Below are 17,928 nucleotides of genomic sequence, written 5' to 3' on the forward strand. Positions count from 1 at the left end.
AAATAAAATATATAATAAAAAAGAACAAACGTTCGAACGATAAAGGAGGTCACCCCGTGTTAGAAAAGAAAAAAGCATTAGAGATGGCTTTGGGCCAGATAGAGAAACAGTTTGGCAAAGGTGCGGTAATGAAGTTGGGCGAAAACTCACATATGAATATAGAGAGTATTCCTACAGGGTCAATGAGCCTTGATTTGGCACTCGGAGTCGGAGGAGTTCCCAGAGGAAGAATCGTAGAAGTTTTCGGACCTGAGTCATCAGGTAAGACAACAGTTGCACTGCATATTATTGCAGAGGCTCAAAAAGCCGGAGGCGAAGCTGCTTTCATTGACGCAGAACATGCCCTTGATCCTGTGTATGCAAAGAAACTTGGGGTTGATATAGAAAATTTGATAGTATCACAGCCTGATACAGGTGAACAGGCTCTTGAGATTACAGAAGCACTTGTAAGAAGTGGTGCCATAGATATTATTGTAATTGACTCTGTTGCTGCTCTTGTTCCTAAGGCAGAAATTGACGGAGAGATGGGAGATTCCCATATAGGATTACAAGCAAGGCTTATGTCACAGGCGCTTAGAAAATTAGCCGGTGTTATCAGTAAGTCAAGGACAACCGCTATATTTATTAATCAGCTTCGTGAGAAGGTTGGTGTAATGTTCGGTAATCCGGAAACTACCCCGGGCGGTAGAGCATTAAAGTTTTACTCTTCCGTAAGGCTTGATGTCAGAAGAATAGAAGCTATTAAACAAGCAAACGAAGTTGTGGGTAACAGAACAAGAGTAAAGGTTGTAAAAAACAAAGTTGCTCCTCCTTTCAAAGAAGCGGAGTTTGATATAGTTTATGGTCAGGGTATTTCCAGAGAAGGAAGTATACTTGATATTGCTGTTAGTATGGAGATTGTCAACAAGAGCGGAGCGTGGTTTTCATACAACGGTCAGCGTATAGGGCAGGGTCGTGAAAATGCAAAACAATATTTAAAAGAAAATTCTGCTATGTGCAGTGAAATTGAGAAACTTATAAGAAATAATTTTGTTGTAACTGCTGTTCCTGAGAATGAAGGAGCATCAGAAGAGGAAGACAATTCGCTTGATGAGATTGAATAAGTGATTATACATTTAAAAGAAGACTAAGTTAGATTTATTATAAGGCATGCCGGCGGAGTATATCCACAGGCATGCCTTATATAATATATTATAGATGGACTTTGTAAATACTAAACGGAGGCTGTTATGAGGATTACATCAATAGAGAAAAGTAATAAAAACAAATCCATGGCAAGCATATGCATTGATAACAAGCAAGAATTCGTATTGCCCTTAAAACGTATTGATGCTCTTAACCTTACCCTTGACAAAAACATTGAGCCGGAAACACTGGATTATATACTTAAATATGAGGTCTATGCTGCTGCAAAGAATTCTGCGGTAAAATTTCTTTCACTAAAGCTCAGAACTTCCTTTGAAGTAAAAGAAAAACTTAGTGAACTCGGGTATGAGGAAAATACAGTAAGCCAAGTGATAAATGATTTAACTGAAATAGATTATATAAATGATTACAAATATGCCACTAAATACATATCTGAAAAGACAAAGCTGAAACCAAAGTCCATAAAGCTAATGGAAATGGAACTGGATAACAAAGGGATTCCTAATGAAATAATAAGCAGTGTTATTGAAGAATTAAACCCTGATGATGATTTGGTAGCTTTGGAATTACTTAAAAAGAGGTATTCCAAGTATAGTGAGTATGACGAAAATCTTATAAAAAAGATGAAATCGTATCTCGCAGGAAGAGGGTTCAGCTACAATCAAATTTCCAAAGCAATAAGTAAATACTTACCAGAAGACTGATGTATTGCCGATTTCAAGTGTATTAAAAATTAATTATTTGCAAATTATTTACCTAAAACATTGACAATCTGTAATTATTATTAAATAATTTTCATAGAACTTTTTTAGAGTATCAGAACAACAAATATACGGTCTTTAAATCGACACATGGAGGGTTTTGGGTGAAAAAAAAGATAGGCATCGTCTCATTGGGGTGCCCCAAAAATTTAGTAGACAGCGAGATAATGTTGGGTATGCTGTCACACGCAGACTATGAAATTGTAAATAATAAGGAAGACGCTAATGTACTTATAGTAAATACATGTGGGTTTATCGAATCTGCTCAGCAGGAATCCATTAATACAATTTTAGAAATGGCAGATGAAAAGGGACACAATTGCGAGGTACTTATAGTTACCGGTTGTATGGCAGAAAGGTATAAAGAAAAAATACTTGAACAAATACCGGAAGTAGACGCAGTTCTGGGCACTGGCAATTATAAAGAAATAGCTGAAGTAATTAATCTTGCTTATATGGGTGAAAAGACAGTGGCTTATGGAAAGCTTGACGAAACTGATTACCTTGACCAGGAGAGAGTAATTTCATCAGCCAAACAATCTGTATACTTAAAAATATCAGAAGGTTGCGACAATCGCTGCACATACTGTATAATACCGTTTCTCAGAGGTAAATACAGGAGCCGCAAGATGGAGTCGTTAGTTAGAGAAGCTGAGCTTTTGGCTCAAAAAGGTGCAAAGGAAATCATTATTGTTGCACAGGACAGTACCAGATACGGTATTGACCTATATGGCAAAAAAATGCTTCCCGAGCTAATAAGAAATATTTCGGATATTAATGGAATAGAATGGATAAGACTTTTATATTGCTATCCCGAGGAGATAAACGATGAGCTTATTGAAGAAATAGCTAAAAATCCAAAGGTGTGCAAATATCTTGACATTCCTATCCAGCATGCATCTGACAGAGTATTGAAGCAAATGGGTAGAAGAGGCACTATTTGCGATATTAAACAGGTGCTGAATAAGTTGAGAGAAAAGGTCAGTGGTATTACTATCAGAACATCGCTGATTGTTGGATTTCCCGGTGAGACAGAGGAAGATTTTGAAGAACTGATTGCATTTCTTAAGGAATACAGGTTGGATAGAGTCGGCGTATTTACTTATTCAAAAGAAGACGGTACTGCTGCAGCGAAGCTGAAAGGCCAAATACCAAAGCGTATTAAGCTTAATAGGCAAAAAAAGATTCTCGAGCTTCAAAATACAATCAGCAGAGAAATAAATCAAGATAGGAATGGGAAAGTCTTCAAAACGATAGTTGACGGTATTGCTGATGATGGTATATTCTATTATGGACGTACTTATGCTGAAGCTCCTGAGATTGACGGTGTTATTTATTTTACCAGTGCAGAAGAGCTTTCAATAGGTAGTTTCACAAATGTAAAGATTCTTAATTCCGAAGATTATGATTTGATAGGAGAGGTCATAAATGAATTTACCAAATAAAATAACTATATCAAGGATATTTTTAGTTCCGTTATTTATGATTTTTGTCATACCAATTCCTGATGCTACTGTTAATTTTCAACTTTTGTCTTTCATGAAAGACGAAATGTTGACAGTAAATAGTTTTATAAATAGTTATGGAAGTTATGTTGCTGCTGTGTTATTTATATTGGCTGCAAGTACTGACGGAGTTGACGGATATATTGCCAGAAAGCATAAACTTGTTACTGCTTTTGGAAAATTCCTTGATCCAATAGCCGATAAGTTACTGATTACTGCAGCATTGATTGCGTTGGTTCAGCAGCAGGTTGTAACAGGGTGGGCAGCTATGATTATAATCTCCAGAGAACTTTTAGTTACAGGATTGCGTTTGGTTGCGGCGGGAGAAGGTCAGGTTATTGCAGCAAACAAGTCGGGAAAAGTTAAAATGGTATTCCAGACTGTTGCAGTTTCGGTTTGTCTTTTAAAGAATTGGCCGTTCTCAATATTTACAGATTTGCCTGTTGACTCCTATCTTATGTTTGTAGCTGTTATAATAACAATATATTCAGGAATAGACTTCTTTGCAAAGAACTTAAAAATACTTAAGTCCGGTGGTATGTAAAACCGATCTTCTATATTGATACACAAAGGTAGCCGTAGGAAACTGCGGCTATTTATTATGCTTTAGGTCTTAGTGACTGAAAGGTTAGGATAGTCAAAAATAAAACTAGATATTTTTATGTAAATTTAATTTTAGTACATGCGGGAAATCTAATAAAATTAGAAAATAGTTGCAATAATACTAAAGTTAATATATAATCCTATTATCAGCAATTAGTATCTGGTAATAATTATAGACAATAATCATAAGGGGTGGTTGTAAGTGAGCAGATCGTCTTCTCACAAACAGCAAAGGCAAAAGACTCTGCTTGAAAAAATTAAGTACGACCCATTTTTGACAGATGAAGAATTGGCTGATTATTTTAAAGTGAGCGTACCAACAATCAGACTTGACCGACTGGAGCTTTCAATTCCAGAGCTGCGTGAAAGAATTAAAAATGTTGCAGAGAGTAATCAGGAAAAATTAAAGTCACTTAAAAGCAAGGAATTTATCGGAGAACTGATAGATTTACAGCTTGGGCAAAATGCAATTTCACTTATGGAAACCAATAGTACAATGGCGTTTGAAAAAACACATATAGTACGCGGACACTATATTTACTCATTGGCAGAAACCCTAGCCATTGCGGTAATAGATTCACAGGTAGCCTTAGTTGGAGTGGCAAATATAAAGTACAAGATTCCTGTTTATGCGGGAGCAAGATTAATAGCAAAAGCAGAAGTCAAGGAGTCTAAGGGAAACAGGTTTATTGTCTGGGTTAAAATATACGAAAAAAACGTTGAAGTATTCAGAGGAAAATTTATACTGGTATCTCTTAATGAAAATACAATTAAAGAAAAAATATGAAATTGTTTACGTATATTCTGAATATTTATTTAATGATACTTTTGGAGAGTGACAAAGATGATTAACATTATTGTTGATGCGATGGGTGGGGACAATGCACCTGATGCTATAATAGACGGTTGTATTGAAGCTATAAATATGAAAGAAGGCTTCAATATTACTCTTGTTGGTAAAAGCGAAATTATAGATAATAATTTAAGCAAAAAAGAATTTAATAGAGATAGAATAAGCATTGTAAATACAACAGAGGTTATAACAGGTGAGGATACTCCTACAAAGGCTATAAGAAGCAAAAAGGATTCCTCCATGGTTGTAGGTATGAAGCTCTTAAAAGAAAATAAGGGAGATGCATTTATATCAGCAGGTAACACCGGAGCTATTATGACCGGTGCACTTTTGATTGTAGGTCGTATAAAGGGAATTGACAGGCCGTCACTTCCTGCGTTGGTTCCATCAAAAAAAGATATGGTTCTTATAATAGATGCAGGGATGAATACCGTTTGCAGACCAATAAATTATTTGCAGTTCGGCATAATGGGTTCTATTTATATGAAACTGATTTACAAAAAAGAAAATCCAAAGGTTGGCCTTTTGAATGTAGGGTCGGAAGATGCAAAGGGAAATGATACTATCAAGCAGGCGTTCAGTATTTTATCTTCTTCTAAAGTCAATTTTGTGGGGAATACCGAGGGAAATAATATCCCCGGCGGTGATGTTGATGTAGCTGTTTGTGACGGCTATGTTGGAAATGTAGCTTTAAAGCTTTATGAAGGTGCAGGGTCTCTCTTTCTTGGAGAACTAAAAAAAATATTTACATCTAATTTTTTTACTAAGCTTTGTTATCTAACGCTCAAACCGTTTTTTAAGAATTTTAAAAGTAAATTCGATCCTGATGAACTTGCAGGAGCTCCTGTTTTAGGTGTTAACGGATTGGTAATAAAGAGCCATGGTTCGTCAAAAGCGAAAACAATACGATATGCAATTTTAAATAGAGCTATACCTTTAATAGAAAATGGCGTAGTAAATGAAATTAAAGAACAATTCAAGAACATGGAGGTGAACTCTTCCGATGATAAAATCGACTAAGAGTGTAGGGATAATTGGTACAGGAAGTTTTGTACCTGAAAAAGTACTTACCAATAATGATTTAGAAAAGATGGTTGATACATCAGATGAATGGATTATAAAGAGAACAGGAATATCTGAGAGGCGTATTTTAGATCATGACACCCCAAACTACACAATGGGAATTGAAGCAGCCAATAGGGCTTTGGAAGATGCGGGCTTAAAGGCTGAAGATATTGACCTGCTAATTCTTTCCACCGAAGCCCCTGACTATATGTCGCCATCAATGTCATGTATTATTCAAGGAGCTATAGGAGCTGTAAATGCCATTGCTTTTGATCTGAATGCAGCTTGTACCGGTTTTATTTATTCTTTATCAGTTGCACGCCAGTTCATTGCAAACGGAGTTTATAGGAATGCTTTAGTAATAGGCTGCGAAGGTTTGTCCAAGATTGTTGACTGGAAAGACAGAAATACCTGTATTCTTTTCGGGGATGCTTCCGGGGCGGTAGTGCTTGGGGAAGTTGATGAAGGATATGGCATACTTGATTCGTTCCTTGGTTCGAATGGGGCTGAAGGTATGAATATAACAATTCCAAACCTTTATTTATCAGAAGAAGAAAAGGCAAAGAGAGTAAACGAAAAATACAATACATTATGGATGGATGGCAAAGAGGTATTTAAGTTTGCTGTAAAGGCTATGTCATCTGCTACAATGCATGTTTTAGATAACTTAAATATGGATATAAAAGAGCTTGATTTCATTTTTCCACATCAGGCTAACACCAGAATCATTGATGGTGCTATAAAGAAACTTGGAATTACAGATGATAAAATACATTACATTATAAATAAATACGGTAATATTTCATCAGCATCCATCCCGGTAGCAATGGATGAAGCCAAAAGAGACGGAAAATTGAAAAAAGGCGACAATATGGTTCTTGTTGCTTTTGGCGGAGGACTTACCTGGGGCTCAATGGCAGTTAAATGGTCTAAATAACAACCGGTTAATGTATTATTCTTTATAATAAGCAGGAGGATTTATATGGGAAAAGTAGCTTTTTTATTTCCTGGGCAAGGTGCTCAGTACGTAGGAATGGGTAAGGAAATCGCAGACGAGTATAAGAGCGCAGGAAAAATATTTGACGAAGCAACAGAGGCATTGGGCTTTGATGTCAGGGAAATGATATTCAACAGTGATGATGAAACATTAAAGATTACTGAAAACACCCAGCCAACTATTGTTACTACAAGTATTGCCTGTATGCAGCCTCTTTTGGAAAAGGGTATAAAGCCGGATTTTGTTGCTGGTTTAAGCCTTGGTGAATATGCTGCCCATGTTGCAGCAGGTACTGTCAGCTTCAAGGATGCCGTTTCTCTTGTTAAAAAAAGAGGAAAGTATATGCAAGAGGCTGTACCTCTAGGAGTTGGAGCTATGGCAGCAATTATAGGTCTTGAAAATGATGATGTAATCGAGTGCTGTAAAGAGGCTTCAGAAATAGGTATTGTTGAACCTGCTAATTTCAATTGTCCCGGACAGATAGTAGTAGCAGGAGAAACTGCTGCTGTCGAAAAGGCAGCGGAGCTGTGCAAGACTAAAGGTGCTAAGAGAGCAATGTTATTGCCTGTTAGTGCACCCTTCCATTGCAGTCTGTTAAAACCTGCCGGAGAGAAACTTGCTGCTGAACTTGAAAAGGTATCCTTCAAGGACATGAAGATTCCTGTGGTATCAAATGTTACAGGTGATGCTGTTACAGATAAAAGTATGGTTAAGGAGCTTCTAATTAGACAGGTTAGCACCTCCGTACTTTGGGAAAAATGTATAAGTACAATGCTTGACAAAGGTGTGAATACATTTGTAGAGATTGGCCCCGGAAAGGTTTTGAGTGGCTTTGTAAAGAAGATTGACAAGAATGTGACAGTAATAAATATTGAGAATTTGGAAACTTTGAATAAAGCGTTGGAAGTACTGGCTTAAAAAAATATTTAAATGTTATTTGGGGTGGAGGTGTACACAAAATGCAATTTGAAGGGCGAACTGCTGTTATAACCGGGTCATCAAGGGGAATAGGCAAAGCCATTGCTGAAAAACTCGGTAAACACGGAGCTAATGTTGTTCTCAACGGAACAACAGATAAAGTTCTGGAGACGGCTAAAGAATTGGAAGCCATGGGAATAAAGGTTGCAGCAGTTGTAGGGGATATAAGAAATACTGAAGATGTAAAGACTTTGATAAATACTGCGGTAGATACCTTTGGTGGTATTGACATTCTTATAAACAATGCAGGAATAACAAAGGATAAGCCAATGGCAATGATGTCAGAGGACGATTGGGACAGCGTGCTTGACATTAATCTAAAGGGTGCTTTTCTATGTACTAAAACTGCAGCAAAACTAATGCTGAAAAAAAGGTACGGCAGAATAGTAAACATTTCATCTGTAGCGGGTAATTACGGTAATCCCGGACAGGCAAATTATTCAGCATCAAAAGCAGGACTTATCGGTTTAACAAAAACCACCGCAAAGGAGTTTGCACCACGGGGAATTGTCTGTAATGCAGTGTGTCCGGGCGCAATACTAAGTGACATGACGGAAATATTACCGGATGATTTAAAGAAGAAGTTCATAGAAAAGATAGCTCTCGGAAGGTTTGGGACGCCGGAAGAAGTAGCTAATGTTGTGGCTTTTCTAGCTTCTGAAGAAGCCGGTTATGTAACAGGGCAGGTTATAGATATTGACGGTGGACTAGTTATGTAATAATATATTGTTTGGGTATGCCGGAGTTAAGGCTGTCCGACTTACAATTATTTGATTGCATACTATAGTTAAAAATGTATGCATATAGATTCATCCTTTGGAAGGAGGTGAATGTATGGTTTTCGATAAAGTTAAGAAATTGATTGTTGAGCAGTTGGGTGTTGAAGAAGAAGATATAACTATGGAAGCTTCCTTCATAGATGATCTTGGAGCCGATTCTCTTGATATAGTTGAACTTATAATGGCTCTTGAAGAGGAATTTGGTCTTGAGATACCTGATACCGAAGCAGAGAAGATCACAACAGTTAGTGATGTTGTTGAATACATCAAAAGTAATACTTAAAAAAGTCCCCAATAGGGGCTTTTTTAATATTATATAACCTAACATAAATTTTTCTAATGTCTTAAAGACGTTTTGATATATAAAATTCACCTTTTGGAGGTTTATGAAAATGAAAAGACGTGTAGTTATAACAGGGGCTGGTGTAGTATCTTCACTTGGTTTTGGATTGGATCAGTTTTGGGGTTCTATAAAAGAGGGAAGAAATGGTATCAGTGAAATAACCAGAATTGATGTTTCTGAGATGTCAACAAAGGTAGGTGCTGAAATAAAGGATTTTGACCCTACTCAATTTATTGATAAAAAAGAAGCAAGAAGAATGGATAGATACAATCAGTTTGCTATGGCTGCTTCAAAATTGGCTGTAGAAAATGCAAAGCTTGATTTGGACTCTTTGGATAAGGATAGATGCGGCGTTATTGTTGGCTCCGGAATTGGAGGAATAGGAACTTTCGAAGAACAGCATAGCGTTCTTATCAGCAAGGGACCCGGAAGAGTTAGTCCGTTTTTTATACCGATGATGATTTCAAATATGGCTTCCGGACGTATAGCTATACAATACGGCTTCATGGGTTTCAATGAATGTGTGGTAACAGCTTGTGCAACATCTAATAATGCCATAGGTGATTCATTCAAGGTTATACAGCGTGGAGATGCTGATTTAATGCTGTCTGGTGGTGCGGAAGCATCCCTTACACCTATCAGTTTTGCAGGCTTCTGCAATATGGGAGCAATGAGTAAAAATCCTGATCCTGCAACAGCTTCAAGACCTTTTGACAAGGACAGAGACGGGTTTGTTATGGGAGAAGGTGCCGGAATTTTAGTACTGGAAGAACTTGAACATGCACTTAACAGAGGCGCAAATATACTGGCAGAAGTTGTCGGATACGGATGTACTTGTGACGCTTACCACATAACTGCTCCTCATCCGGAAGGAGTAGGCGGTATAAAGAGTATGCAGATGGCGATTAAGGATGCAGGGATAAAGCCTGAAGAAGTTGGCTATGTCAATGCTCATGGAACTTCTACTCCTTTAAATGACCCCAGTGAAGTAAAGGTTATAAAAGCAGTATTTGGCAGTCATGCAGATAATATTGCAATGAGTTCAACCAAGTCAATGACAGGACACTTATTGGGTGCAGCAGGTGCCATTGAAGCAGTAGTTACGGCAATGGCTATTCATGACAGCTTCCTGCCACCAACAATCAATGTTCAGAATCAGGACCCCGAATGTGATATTGATTGTGTACCAAACAAGGGAAGAGAAGGCAGCATTAAATATGCGATTTCAAATGCACTTGGCTTCGGTGGCCACAATGCTACAATTTGCTTAAAGAAATACGAATAATTGCAAAGTGTTGATGATATTAATATAAAAGTGTAAAATAACAGGTGGGGTTTTCCCTCCTGTTATTTTTTTGAATAATATTAATTATATGATAAAATGAATTACGATTTGAGCGTTTATTGGAGGACTATAATGGAACAAACCGATTATAATAATAGAATATCTGAGCTTGAAAATATAATAGGACATAATTTTAATAATAAAGATATTATATTTGCTGCTATTACCCACAGCTCATATGCAAATGAAAAGAAGGCAAAAAAGTTAAAATATAACGAGAGGCTCGAATTTCTTGGAGATTCTGTATTAGGACTTGTAATAAGCGAATACCTGTTTCAGAAAAAGCCAAATTTGCCGGAGGGAGAGCTGTCCGTAACAAGAGCTAAAATTGTATGCGAAAACTCATTATCCCAATGTGCCACTGACATAAGCCTTGGAAAGTATCTTTTACTTGGAAAAGGCGAAGAGCTGTCAGGAGGCAGAGAGAAAATTTCCTTGCTTTCAGATGCATTTGAGGCACTGATAGGGGCATTATATATTGACGGCGGTTTTGAAACTGCCAAAGGATTTGTGCACAAATACATGGATAAAATCATAAGGTCATGTATTGAAGGAAAGCTATTTTATGATTATAAGACCCAACTGCAGGAATTGGTTCAACAAAACGGTGAACAGCAAATTTCATATAGTGTTACCGACCAATTTGGCCCTGACCATAACAAAACTTTTGTTACAGAAGTAAAAATAAATGGTGTCACTCAAGGGCAGGGAAAAGGGCATTCTAAAAAAGAAGCCGAGCAAAATGCAGCAAAGGATGCCTTAAATAATCTGAAAACCAAATAAGGCAAAAGGAGTGTTTGCAAATTAAGAAGCATATAATAATTCCCATTTTCGTGCCACACAAAGGTTGCCCTTTTGATTGTATCTTCTGCAACCAGAAAATTATTAGTGGTCAAACCAACGAAGCCAGTGAAAAAGATATCCGCAGTACTATTGAAAGCCATTTAGAAACCAGCGGTAACGCTTTTACTGAAATCGGTTTTTACGGCGGAAGTTTTACAGGAATATCACTTAGTGAACAGGAATGGTATCTCAAAATTGGTTACAGCTACATTAAGTCCGGAAAAGTAAATCAAATAAGGCTTTCAACCAGACCTGACTATATAAATTCAGAAATTTTGGATTTACTTGAAAGCTATGGTGTAAGAACTATAGAATTGGGTGTTCAGAGCCTTGATTACCATGTTTTGAAATGCACCAACAGGGGACACGACATTGAAGCGGTAATAAATGCTGCAAAAATGATTAAGGACAGAGGCTTTTCTCTTGGTATTCAAACCATGATAGGGCTTCCCGGTGACACCGGAGTAAAGGCAGTTGCAACTGCCCGAAAAGTTGTGGAACTGGCTCCCGATATTGTACGTATTTACCCAACACTCGTAATTGAAAATACTTATTTACAGAAGATGTACAACGAGGGACGATACCAACCCCTTACAGTGGAAGAAGCGGTAGACATTTCAGCCGAACTGCTGGATATATATGAGAGAAACAATATAAATGTTATAAGAATAGGCCTGCAACCCACAGACAATATCAGCGAATCAGGAGAGGTTGTTACAGGGCCTTTTCATCCTGCCTTCAGACAGCTTGTGGAGTCAAGGCTTACTCTGAATAGAATTAAACAATATATAATCAATAATAAGCTTGATAACTTATCTGAAATAATTATTCATTGCAATCCCAGATATATTTCAAATGTAATAGGTCAAAAAAGGGTGAATATAAATGCAATTAAAAAGGAGTTTAATATTATAAATATTCGGATTATGGAGAAGCTTAATGTCGAAAAATTCGAAATTATAGGAACATAAATAAATAAACAAAATTTTTTAAAAAATTTTAAATGTAAAAAGCAGGAATTCGATGAAATATATAGAATAGATATAAGTACAATTATATTTTATTTTTTTGCTTTTTTTAAAGCATTTTTTTAGGAGGATGTATAATATGGAAGTACTAAAGGTTTCAGCTAATTCACAACCCAAATCAGTTGCTGGAGCGTTGGCTGCAGTTTTAAGGGACAACAATTATGCAGAGATTCAGGCAGTAGGAGCCGGCGCAGTAAATCAGGCAGTAAAGGCAATAGCAATAACAAGAGGTTTTGTAGCACCAAATGGAATTGACCTTGTGGCAGTTCCTGCATTTGCTGAAGTGAATATCGATGGAGAAGAAAGAACAGCAATAAAATTCTACATACAACCTCGATAATTCAGTTTATTGAAGTTAAAGGCTCGCTTATATAGCGGGCCTTTTTTTATGTGCGCCCAGTATGGGCGCAATCTAACGGGTGAAAGTCCCGAGTGCGGGCTAGTAGTGCCAAGCACATAGCCAAGAGCAAGGGTGTCCTTGGTGACGAGGAATCTGAAGAAAGCTGGAGGCAAACTTCTGGTCTGACGAACAGAAATCACATCAGGCATATTTAGGTCGGGTAAGGCTGCATAACAAGCCGAAGCCCAATAACTACTCGGAGCCTATGGTGTATATGTGGCAGGTAGATGGAAGGAAAGATTGCGCTCTTACCTGGGGAGGTCTCACGGACATGCAGAAACATAAAGTATGAAGCATGATTGAAATAAGATTTATCGTGAGAAGTCAGCCGAGGTCGTAGTACCAGATGAAGTCGACGCCATTTGGGAAGGACTGAACTTTAGGAGGTGAAAGTAAATGAATGTTACCAGAAGTGAATATAAGGACAGACAACCACAAAATAAGGGCTATCTGCAAAAGGTATCTGCGGAACAGAAAGAGTATGCAGAAGCGTCCGCTCACAAGAGGATAACTGAAAACAACATCACCAATACATACCTGTCGACAGATGATTTATTGAAAAAGATATTGGGCAAAGACAATTTAAATGCGGCATTCAAGAAAGTAAAATCCAATAAAGGTGCTGGAGGAATTGATGAAATGGAGGTAGATGAACTTCTGCCGTATCTCAGAGAAAACCGAGAGCAGCTAATTCAAACAATCAGGGATGGCAAATACCATCCTAATCCGGTAAGAAGGGTAGAAATACCAAAAGAAGAGAAAGGAAAAGTGAGAAAGTTGGGTATACCCACTGTTGTTGACCGAGTAATCCAACAGGCAATTTCGCAAATACTTTCACCGATATTTGAAACACAGTTTTCAGAGTACAGCTATGGCTTTAGACCGAAAAGGAGTGCGCATGATGCAATAAACCAATGCCAGAGGAATGTGAACGAGGGGTACAAATATGTCGTAGATATGGACTTGGAGAAATTCTTTGACACAGTGAGCCAAAGCAAGCTGATAGAAGTACTATCAAGAACCATAAAAGATGGCAGAGTAATATCACTTATTCATAAATATCTGAGGGCAGGAGTTGTTGTAAGGCATAAATTTGAGGAAACAGAAGTCGGCGTACCTCAAGGAGGACCACTAAGTCCGCTGCTCAGTAACATAATGCTGAATGAACTGGATAAGGAACTGACCGCGAGAGGACATAAATTTGTCCGCTATGCAGATGATAGTATGATATTCTGCAAAAGCAGGAAAAGCGCAGAAAGAACCCTGAATAACATCATACCGTTTATCGAAGGAAAACTTTTTCTGAAAGTAAACAGAGATAAGACAACGGTTGCACGCTACAAAGAGGTGAAATTTTTAGGATTTGCTTTTTATTGGAGCAAAGGGGAATACAGAGTCAGAATACACCCAAAATCAATCAGCAAGATGAAGCACAAAATAAGAGGACTCACAAGTCGCTCAAACGGCTGGGGAAATGAACTCAGGGCGAATAAACTAAAACAGTATATTCAAGGCTGGATAAATTATTTCAGAAAAGCCGATATGAAAGGCTTGATGAATCAGACAGATGAGTGGATGAGAAGAAGGATAAGGATGGTATACTGGAAACAGTGGAAGAAAATCAAGACAAGAATTAAAATGCTCATGCACTTCGGAATTGAAAAGCAGAAAGCATATGAGTTTGCGAATACAAGAAAAGGCTACTGGAGGATTTCCTGTAGCCCTATACTTAGCCGAACTCTTAATAATGATACTCTAAAGAAATTAGGGTACATCTTCTTTTCGGATTACTATAAACAAGTACGTGTAAACTAGAGAACCGCCGTATACCGAACGGTACGTACGGTGGTGTGGAAGGTCGGTAGCTGAAATAATCAGCTACCTCCTATCCGATGGGGTTTTATAACCCATTGAATTTATTGTTGTTAGCGGCAACTGACCATTGGAGGCAAAAATCAGCCTGTTTTCCACCTCATTCCAGTTTATGATGCCCCACCATGAATCTATAAACTTTCTTCGCTCATTCTGATAGTCCAGATAATAGGCGTGTTCCCAAACATCACAAACCAAGATTGGAATACCTCCCCACTGAGTAAGGTTCTGGTGCTTTTCGGACTGAAGTATTTCAAGTCTTCTCCATGCAGGCTGCCAAATAAGTACTGCCCATCCGGAACCTTCCACTTTTTCTGCTGCACTTGTAAACTGCTCCGTAAAGGCACCAAAGTTACCGAAATAATTATTGATATAATTGACGGTTTGCATACCAGGATTTCCCCCCATACCGGGTGGAGCCATAATAGTCCAGAAAATACTATGCAGAATATGGCCTGAACCATTAAAAGCAAGCTCTTTTTCCCAGTACTTTATATACTCGTAGTCGCTTTTTCTCCTGACATCTGAAAGGCTGAGTTCAGCTTTGTTTAATCCGTCAACATAGGCCTTGTGGTGCTTATCATGGTGTATTCTCATTGTTCTTTGACTTATAACTGGCTCAAGGGAATTATAAGAGTACGGCAGAGGAGGCAATTTGTGTTGTCCTGTGGGTATATAATTATAGTTCATAAATGTATGTACTCCCAAAGTATATGCTAATAATATTATATTGTTTTCCTTCAGAAAAATGTGATAAATATAAGGAGACATGAAAAAACAGGCAGTTTTACCTAGACGTTGGACAGCCTGTTTTTAGTAAAAGTGTTAATACCCGTAGCCCCATGGATGGTGTGGAGGACGGCGATTCAAAAGACTTCTTAATAAGAGAATGGAAATCAAATCGCGTCTAAAACGTCTTCTGCCTCCTCCAAATTGTCTGTTTTCACACCCATCAAAATCCTGATAATCCATATCGACATCTGCTCCAACCCTATTGTCAATATCATCGACCATGGAGTCCAGCATCTGACGGCTGGGATTAAACATAGGTCCGTATTGTGCACACATTCTATCGCACATACGTGCAACTTCAGGCATTATAACATGGTAACATCTGGGGAACATTGTCTGTAATTGGTCTTGAGGCATCTCCATCATAGGTGAATACTGGTTGGGTACATTCATCATTTGCATATAATTTCTATAAGCATAATCTTCCACAGCGACCTCCAAAAAAAATATTATATAAAATATTATATGAAAAATTCCTTTGAATGGTTACTATTCTTGATTATTATGTAAATCGAACGGGAAATAACAATCCTTTTTTATTGACACTCCAAAACCAGAAATATATACTGAAAACTATAAATATACTAATTTAGGCAGAACTATAAGGATACTGATGAAAAGAGATATTATTTATATTGGAGGCATGTTATATGATTAACGAAGAACTCTACAAAACCATTTTTACCAGAAAGTCTATCAGAAAGTATGATATGACATCCCTGACAGATGAAAAACTAATAGAAATAAAGAACTTTGCTGATAATGTTAAGAAACTCTTACCAAATATAAAGTGTGAATTTTCTTTTCTTACCGATGACAAAGTAAAAAATATTCTGCCTATAAAGGCTCCTCATTACATTTCAATTTACTCTGAAAAAAAAGAGGGATATTTATTGAACGCAGGTTTTATGCTTCAGCAGGTTGACTTGTTCCTTTCATCAGTTAATTTGGGAAGTTGTTGGCTGGGTATGGCAAAGCCTTCTAAAGAAGTTCCGGCTTCTAAAAATGGCTTGGATTTTGTTATTATGATTGCCTTCGGCAATACGCAGGAGAAGCTACACAGGGCTGATAAATCTGAATTTAAAAGAAAGGGCATTTCAGAAATAACATCGATTAGTGGTGGAGACCAATTACTGGAAGCAGCCAGACTTGCACCTTCTGCATCAAACTCTCAGCCTTGGTACTTTAGCGGTAATATAGATGAAATCATTGTTTGCCGTGAAAAGCTGAATTTATTGAAGGCTCCTCTTTACAATAGAATGAATCAGATAGATACGGGGATTGCTTTATGCCATTTATGGCTTTCAATTGAGCATCAGGGTAAAACGGCGTGTTTTGATTATGCAAATTCAGGTGCCCCGAAAGGGTATGAATATATGCTGAAAGTGAAAGTTGAGGGAGATACATCATGCTAACAAGAATAAACCAGAAAAACGGAGAAGAGCTGTCTATTTTGGGATTCGGGTGTATGCGATTTCCAACCAGAGCAGGGGGAATTGATGAATCAAGAGCAATCGGGATGATACACAATGCTATAGAAAAAGGTGTAAACTATTTTGATACGGCATATATTTATCACGGAGGCAAAAGCGAAAGTCTCTTGGGAAAGGCTCTGGTGGGAGGCTACCGTGAAAGAGTAAAAATAGCTACAAAATTACCGCCATTTATGGTAAAGAATCTGGATAGTGCAAAAAAAATATTCAATACACAATTAGAACGCCTTCAAACTGACTATATTGACTATTATCTCCTTCACATGCTGACAGACAAGGCAGGTTTCGACAGACTCTCAGATATGGGAGTATTGGCATGGATAGAGGAGCTTAAAGCAAAAGGGACTATAAAGAATATAGGCTTTTCTTTTCACGGAGCCAAAAGTGACTTCGAACAGATACTTAGGGCTTATCCATGGGAGTTTTGTCAGATTCAATATAATTACATGGATGAAAATAATCAGGCTACAAAGGATGGATTAATTCTTGCAAATGAGCTGGGGATTCCTGTAATTGTCATGGAGCCTTTAAGAGGAGGAAAACTGGTCACAAACCTTCCGGAAGATGTAAAAAAGGCCTTCGCAGAATGCAATCGTGACAGGTCTCCGGCAGAATGGGCCTTGAGGTGGATTTGGAATCATCCTCAGGTAAATGTAGTTCTATCAGGTATGAGCGATGAGGCACAGGTTGAGGATAACATAAGAATTGCCTCGGATTCACACGCCAATTCCCTTAGCTCGGAAGAACTTGGTGTTTTTGATAATGTTAAAAGAATATTGCACGAAAGAACAAAAATACCTTGTACCGCTTGCGGTTACTGCATGCCATGTCCTGCGGGTGTTGACATACCCGGATGTTTTTCACACTATAACGATAAGTATCTTATAAGAGATAAGGGAATAAGATTTCAATATTACAGGAATTTGGGAGCGGTTGCAGCACAGCCGTCCTATGCTTCTCAGTGCAAAGACTGCGGAAAATGTGAAAGCCACTGTCCTCAGAAAATCAGTATAAGGGCTGAACTAAAAACCGTAAGTAAGGAAATGGAAAGTATACTATATAAAGCAGGAATAGCAATTGCAAGGAAAGTTATGAGAATTAAATAAAAATGTTAACCTTCCAATA

Annotated in this window: 19 protein-coding genes; 17 read left to right on the forward strand and 2 right to left on the reverse strand. The window is 37.8% G+C overall.

Annotated features, from left to right (window positions below; all coding sequences use genetic code 11):
- Window positions 1-56 precede the first annotated feature (56 nt).
- The 15 genes from recA (at window position 57) to ltrA (ending at window position 14,461) form a co-directional block, all read left to right on the forward strand.
- The gene (gene recA, locus P0092_RS10145; RefSeq protein ID WP_004620387.1) at window positions 57-1,103 is read left to right on the forward strand and encodes a recombinase RecA; all 1,047 of its coding nucleotides are present in this window, start codon (window positions 57-59) and stop codon (window positions 1,101-1,103) included.
- 126 nt (window positions 1,104-1,229) lie between these two features.
- Window positions 1,230-1,850: a regulatory protein RecX gene (locus P0092_RS10150; RefSeq protein WP_004620388.1), complete on the forward strand. Its 621-nt coding sequence runs from the start codon at window positions 1,230-1,232 to the stop codon at window positions 1,848-1,850.
- A gap of 161 nt (window positions 1,851-2,011) precedes the next feature.
- Window positions 2,012-3,352: a 30S ribosomal protein S12 methylthiotransferase RimO gene (gene rimO / locus P0092_RS10155; RefSeq protein WP_004620389.1), complete on the forward strand. Its 1,341-nt coding sequence runs from the start codon at window positions 2,012-2,014 to the stop codon at window positions 3,350-3,352.
- Window positions 3,336-3,956, forward strand: a complete 621-nt coding sequence (pgsA, locus tag P0092_RS10160; protein WP_004620390.1) for a CDP-diacylglycerol--glycerol-3-phosphate 3-phosphatidyltransferase — start codon at window positions 3,336-3,338, stop codon at window positions 3,954-3,956. Before rimO ends, pgsA begins: the two co-directional genes overlap by 17 nt.
- Window positions 3,957-4,217: 261 nt before the next feature.
- A complete protein-coding gene (gene fapR / locus P0092_RS10165; RefSeq protein WP_004620391.1) occupies window positions 4,218-4,802 on the forward strand; it encodes a transcription factor FapR in 585 nt (194 codons plus the stop codon).
- A gap of 57 nt (window positions 4,803-4,859) precedes the next feature.
- The gene (gene plsX / locus P0092_RS10170; protein ID WP_004620392.1) at window positions 4,860-5,888 is read left to right on the forward strand and encodes a phosphate acyltransferase PlsX; all 1,029 of its coding nucleotides are present in this window, start codon (window positions 4,860-4,862) and stop codon (window positions 5,886-5,888) included.
- Window positions 5,872-6,870: a beta-ketoacyl-ACP synthase III gene (locus tag P0092_RS10175; protein WP_004620393.1), complete on the forward strand. Its 999-nt coding sequence runs from the start codon at window positions 5,872-5,874 to the stop codon at window positions 6,868-6,870. The genes plsX and P0092_RS10175 overlap by 17 nt, the downstream gene beginning before the upstream one ends.
- 45 nt (window positions 6,871-6,915) lie before the next feature.
- Window positions 6,916-7,848, forward strand: a complete 933-nt coding sequence (gene fabD, locus P0092_RS10180; protein WP_004620394.1) for an ACP S-malonyltransferase — start codon at window positions 6,916-6,918, stop codon at window positions 7,846-7,848.
- A gap of 41 nt (window positions 7,849-7,889) precedes the next feature.
- Window positions 7,890-8,627, forward strand: a complete 738-nt coding sequence (fabG, locus tag P0092_RS10185; protein ID WP_004620395.1) for a 3-oxoacyl-[acyl-carrier-protein] reductase — start codon at window positions 7,890-7,892, stop codon at window positions 8,625-8,627.
- 115 nt (window positions 8,628-8,742) lie between these two features.
- Window positions 8,743-8,970 carry an acyl carrier protein gene (acpP, locus tag P0092_RS10190; protein WP_004620396.1) on the forward strand — a complete coding sequence of 76 codons (228 nt, stop codon included), beginning with the start codon at window positions 8,743-8,745 and terminating at the stop codon, window positions 8,968-8,970.
- A gap of 109 nt (window positions 8,971-9,079) precedes the next feature.
- Window positions 9,080-10,315: a beta-ketoacyl-ACP synthase II gene (gene fabF / locus P0092_RS10195; RefSeq protein ID WP_004620397.1), complete on the forward strand. Its 1,236-nt coding sequence runs from the start codon at window positions 9,080-9,082 to the stop codon at window positions 10,313-10,315.
- Window positions 10,316-10,447: 132 nt separating this feature from the next.
- A complete protein-coding gene (gene rnc, locus P0092_RS10200; RefSeq protein ID WP_004620398.1) occupies window positions 10,448-11,158 on the forward strand; it encodes a ribonuclease III in 711 nt (236 codons plus the stop codon).
- A gap of 50 nt (window positions 11,159-11,208) precedes the next feature.
- Window positions 11,209-12,189: an elongator complex protein 3 gene (locus P0092_RS10205; protein WP_479692163.1), complete on the forward strand. Its 981-nt coding sequence runs from the start codon at window positions 11,209-11,211 to the stop codon at window positions 12,187-12,189.
- A 136-nt stretch (window positions 12,190-12,325) separates the two neighbouring features.
- Complete coding sequence (locus P0092_RS10210; protein ID WP_004620400.1) at window positions 12,326-12,586, forward strand: stage V sporulation protein S; 261 nt, start codon at window positions 12,326-12,328, stop codon at window positions 12,584-12,586.
- 456 nt (window positions 12,587-13,042) lie between these two features.
- Window positions 13,043-14,461, forward strand: coding sequence for a group II intron reverse transcriptase/maturase (gene ltrA / locus P0092_RS10215; protein WP_004618377.1), 1,419 nt, complete (start codon window positions 13,043-13,045; stop codon window positions 14,459-14,461).
- A gap of 63 nt (window positions 14,462-14,524) precedes the next feature.
- On the opposite strand, the gene P0092_RS10220 is transcribed toward ltrA, so the two are convergent.
- A complete protein-coding gene (locus tag P0092_RS10220) occupies window positions 14,525-15,208 on the reverse strand; it encodes a superoxide dismutase (RefSeq protein ID WP_004622281.1) in 684 nt (227 codons plus the stop codon).
- 135 nt (window positions 15,209-15,343) lie between these two features.
- On the reverse strand, window positions 15,344-15,739 hold the full coding sequence (locus P0092_RS10225) for a hypothetical protein (RefSeq protein ID WP_004622282.1): 396 nt from the start codon (window positions 15,737-15,739) through the stop codon (window positions 15,344-15,346).
- 221 nt (window positions 15,740-15,960) lie between these two features.
- On the opposite strand from P0092_RS10225, the gene P0092_RS10230 reads away from it, so the two are divergent.
- On the forward strand, window positions 15,961-16,725 hold the full coding sequence (locus P0092_RS10230) for a nitroreductase family protein (RefSeq protein WP_004622283.1): 765 nt from the start codon (window positions 15,961-15,963) through the stop codon (window positions 16,723-16,725).
- Entirely contained in the window at window positions 16,719-17,909 is a 1,191-nt protein-coding gene (locus P0092_RS10235) for an aldo/keto reductase (protein WP_004622284.1), read from the forward strand. Before P0092_RS10230 ends, P0092_RS10235 begins: the two co-directional genes overlap by 7 nt.
- Window positions 17,910-17,928 lie beyond the last annotated feature (19 nt).

The sequence above is a fragment of the Ruminiclostridium papyrosolvens DSM 2782 genome, from assembly GCF_029318685.1.
Taxonomy (GTDB): Bacteria; Bacillota; Clostridia; order Acetivibrionales; family DSM-1351; genus Ruminiclostridium; species Ruminiclostridium papyrosolvens.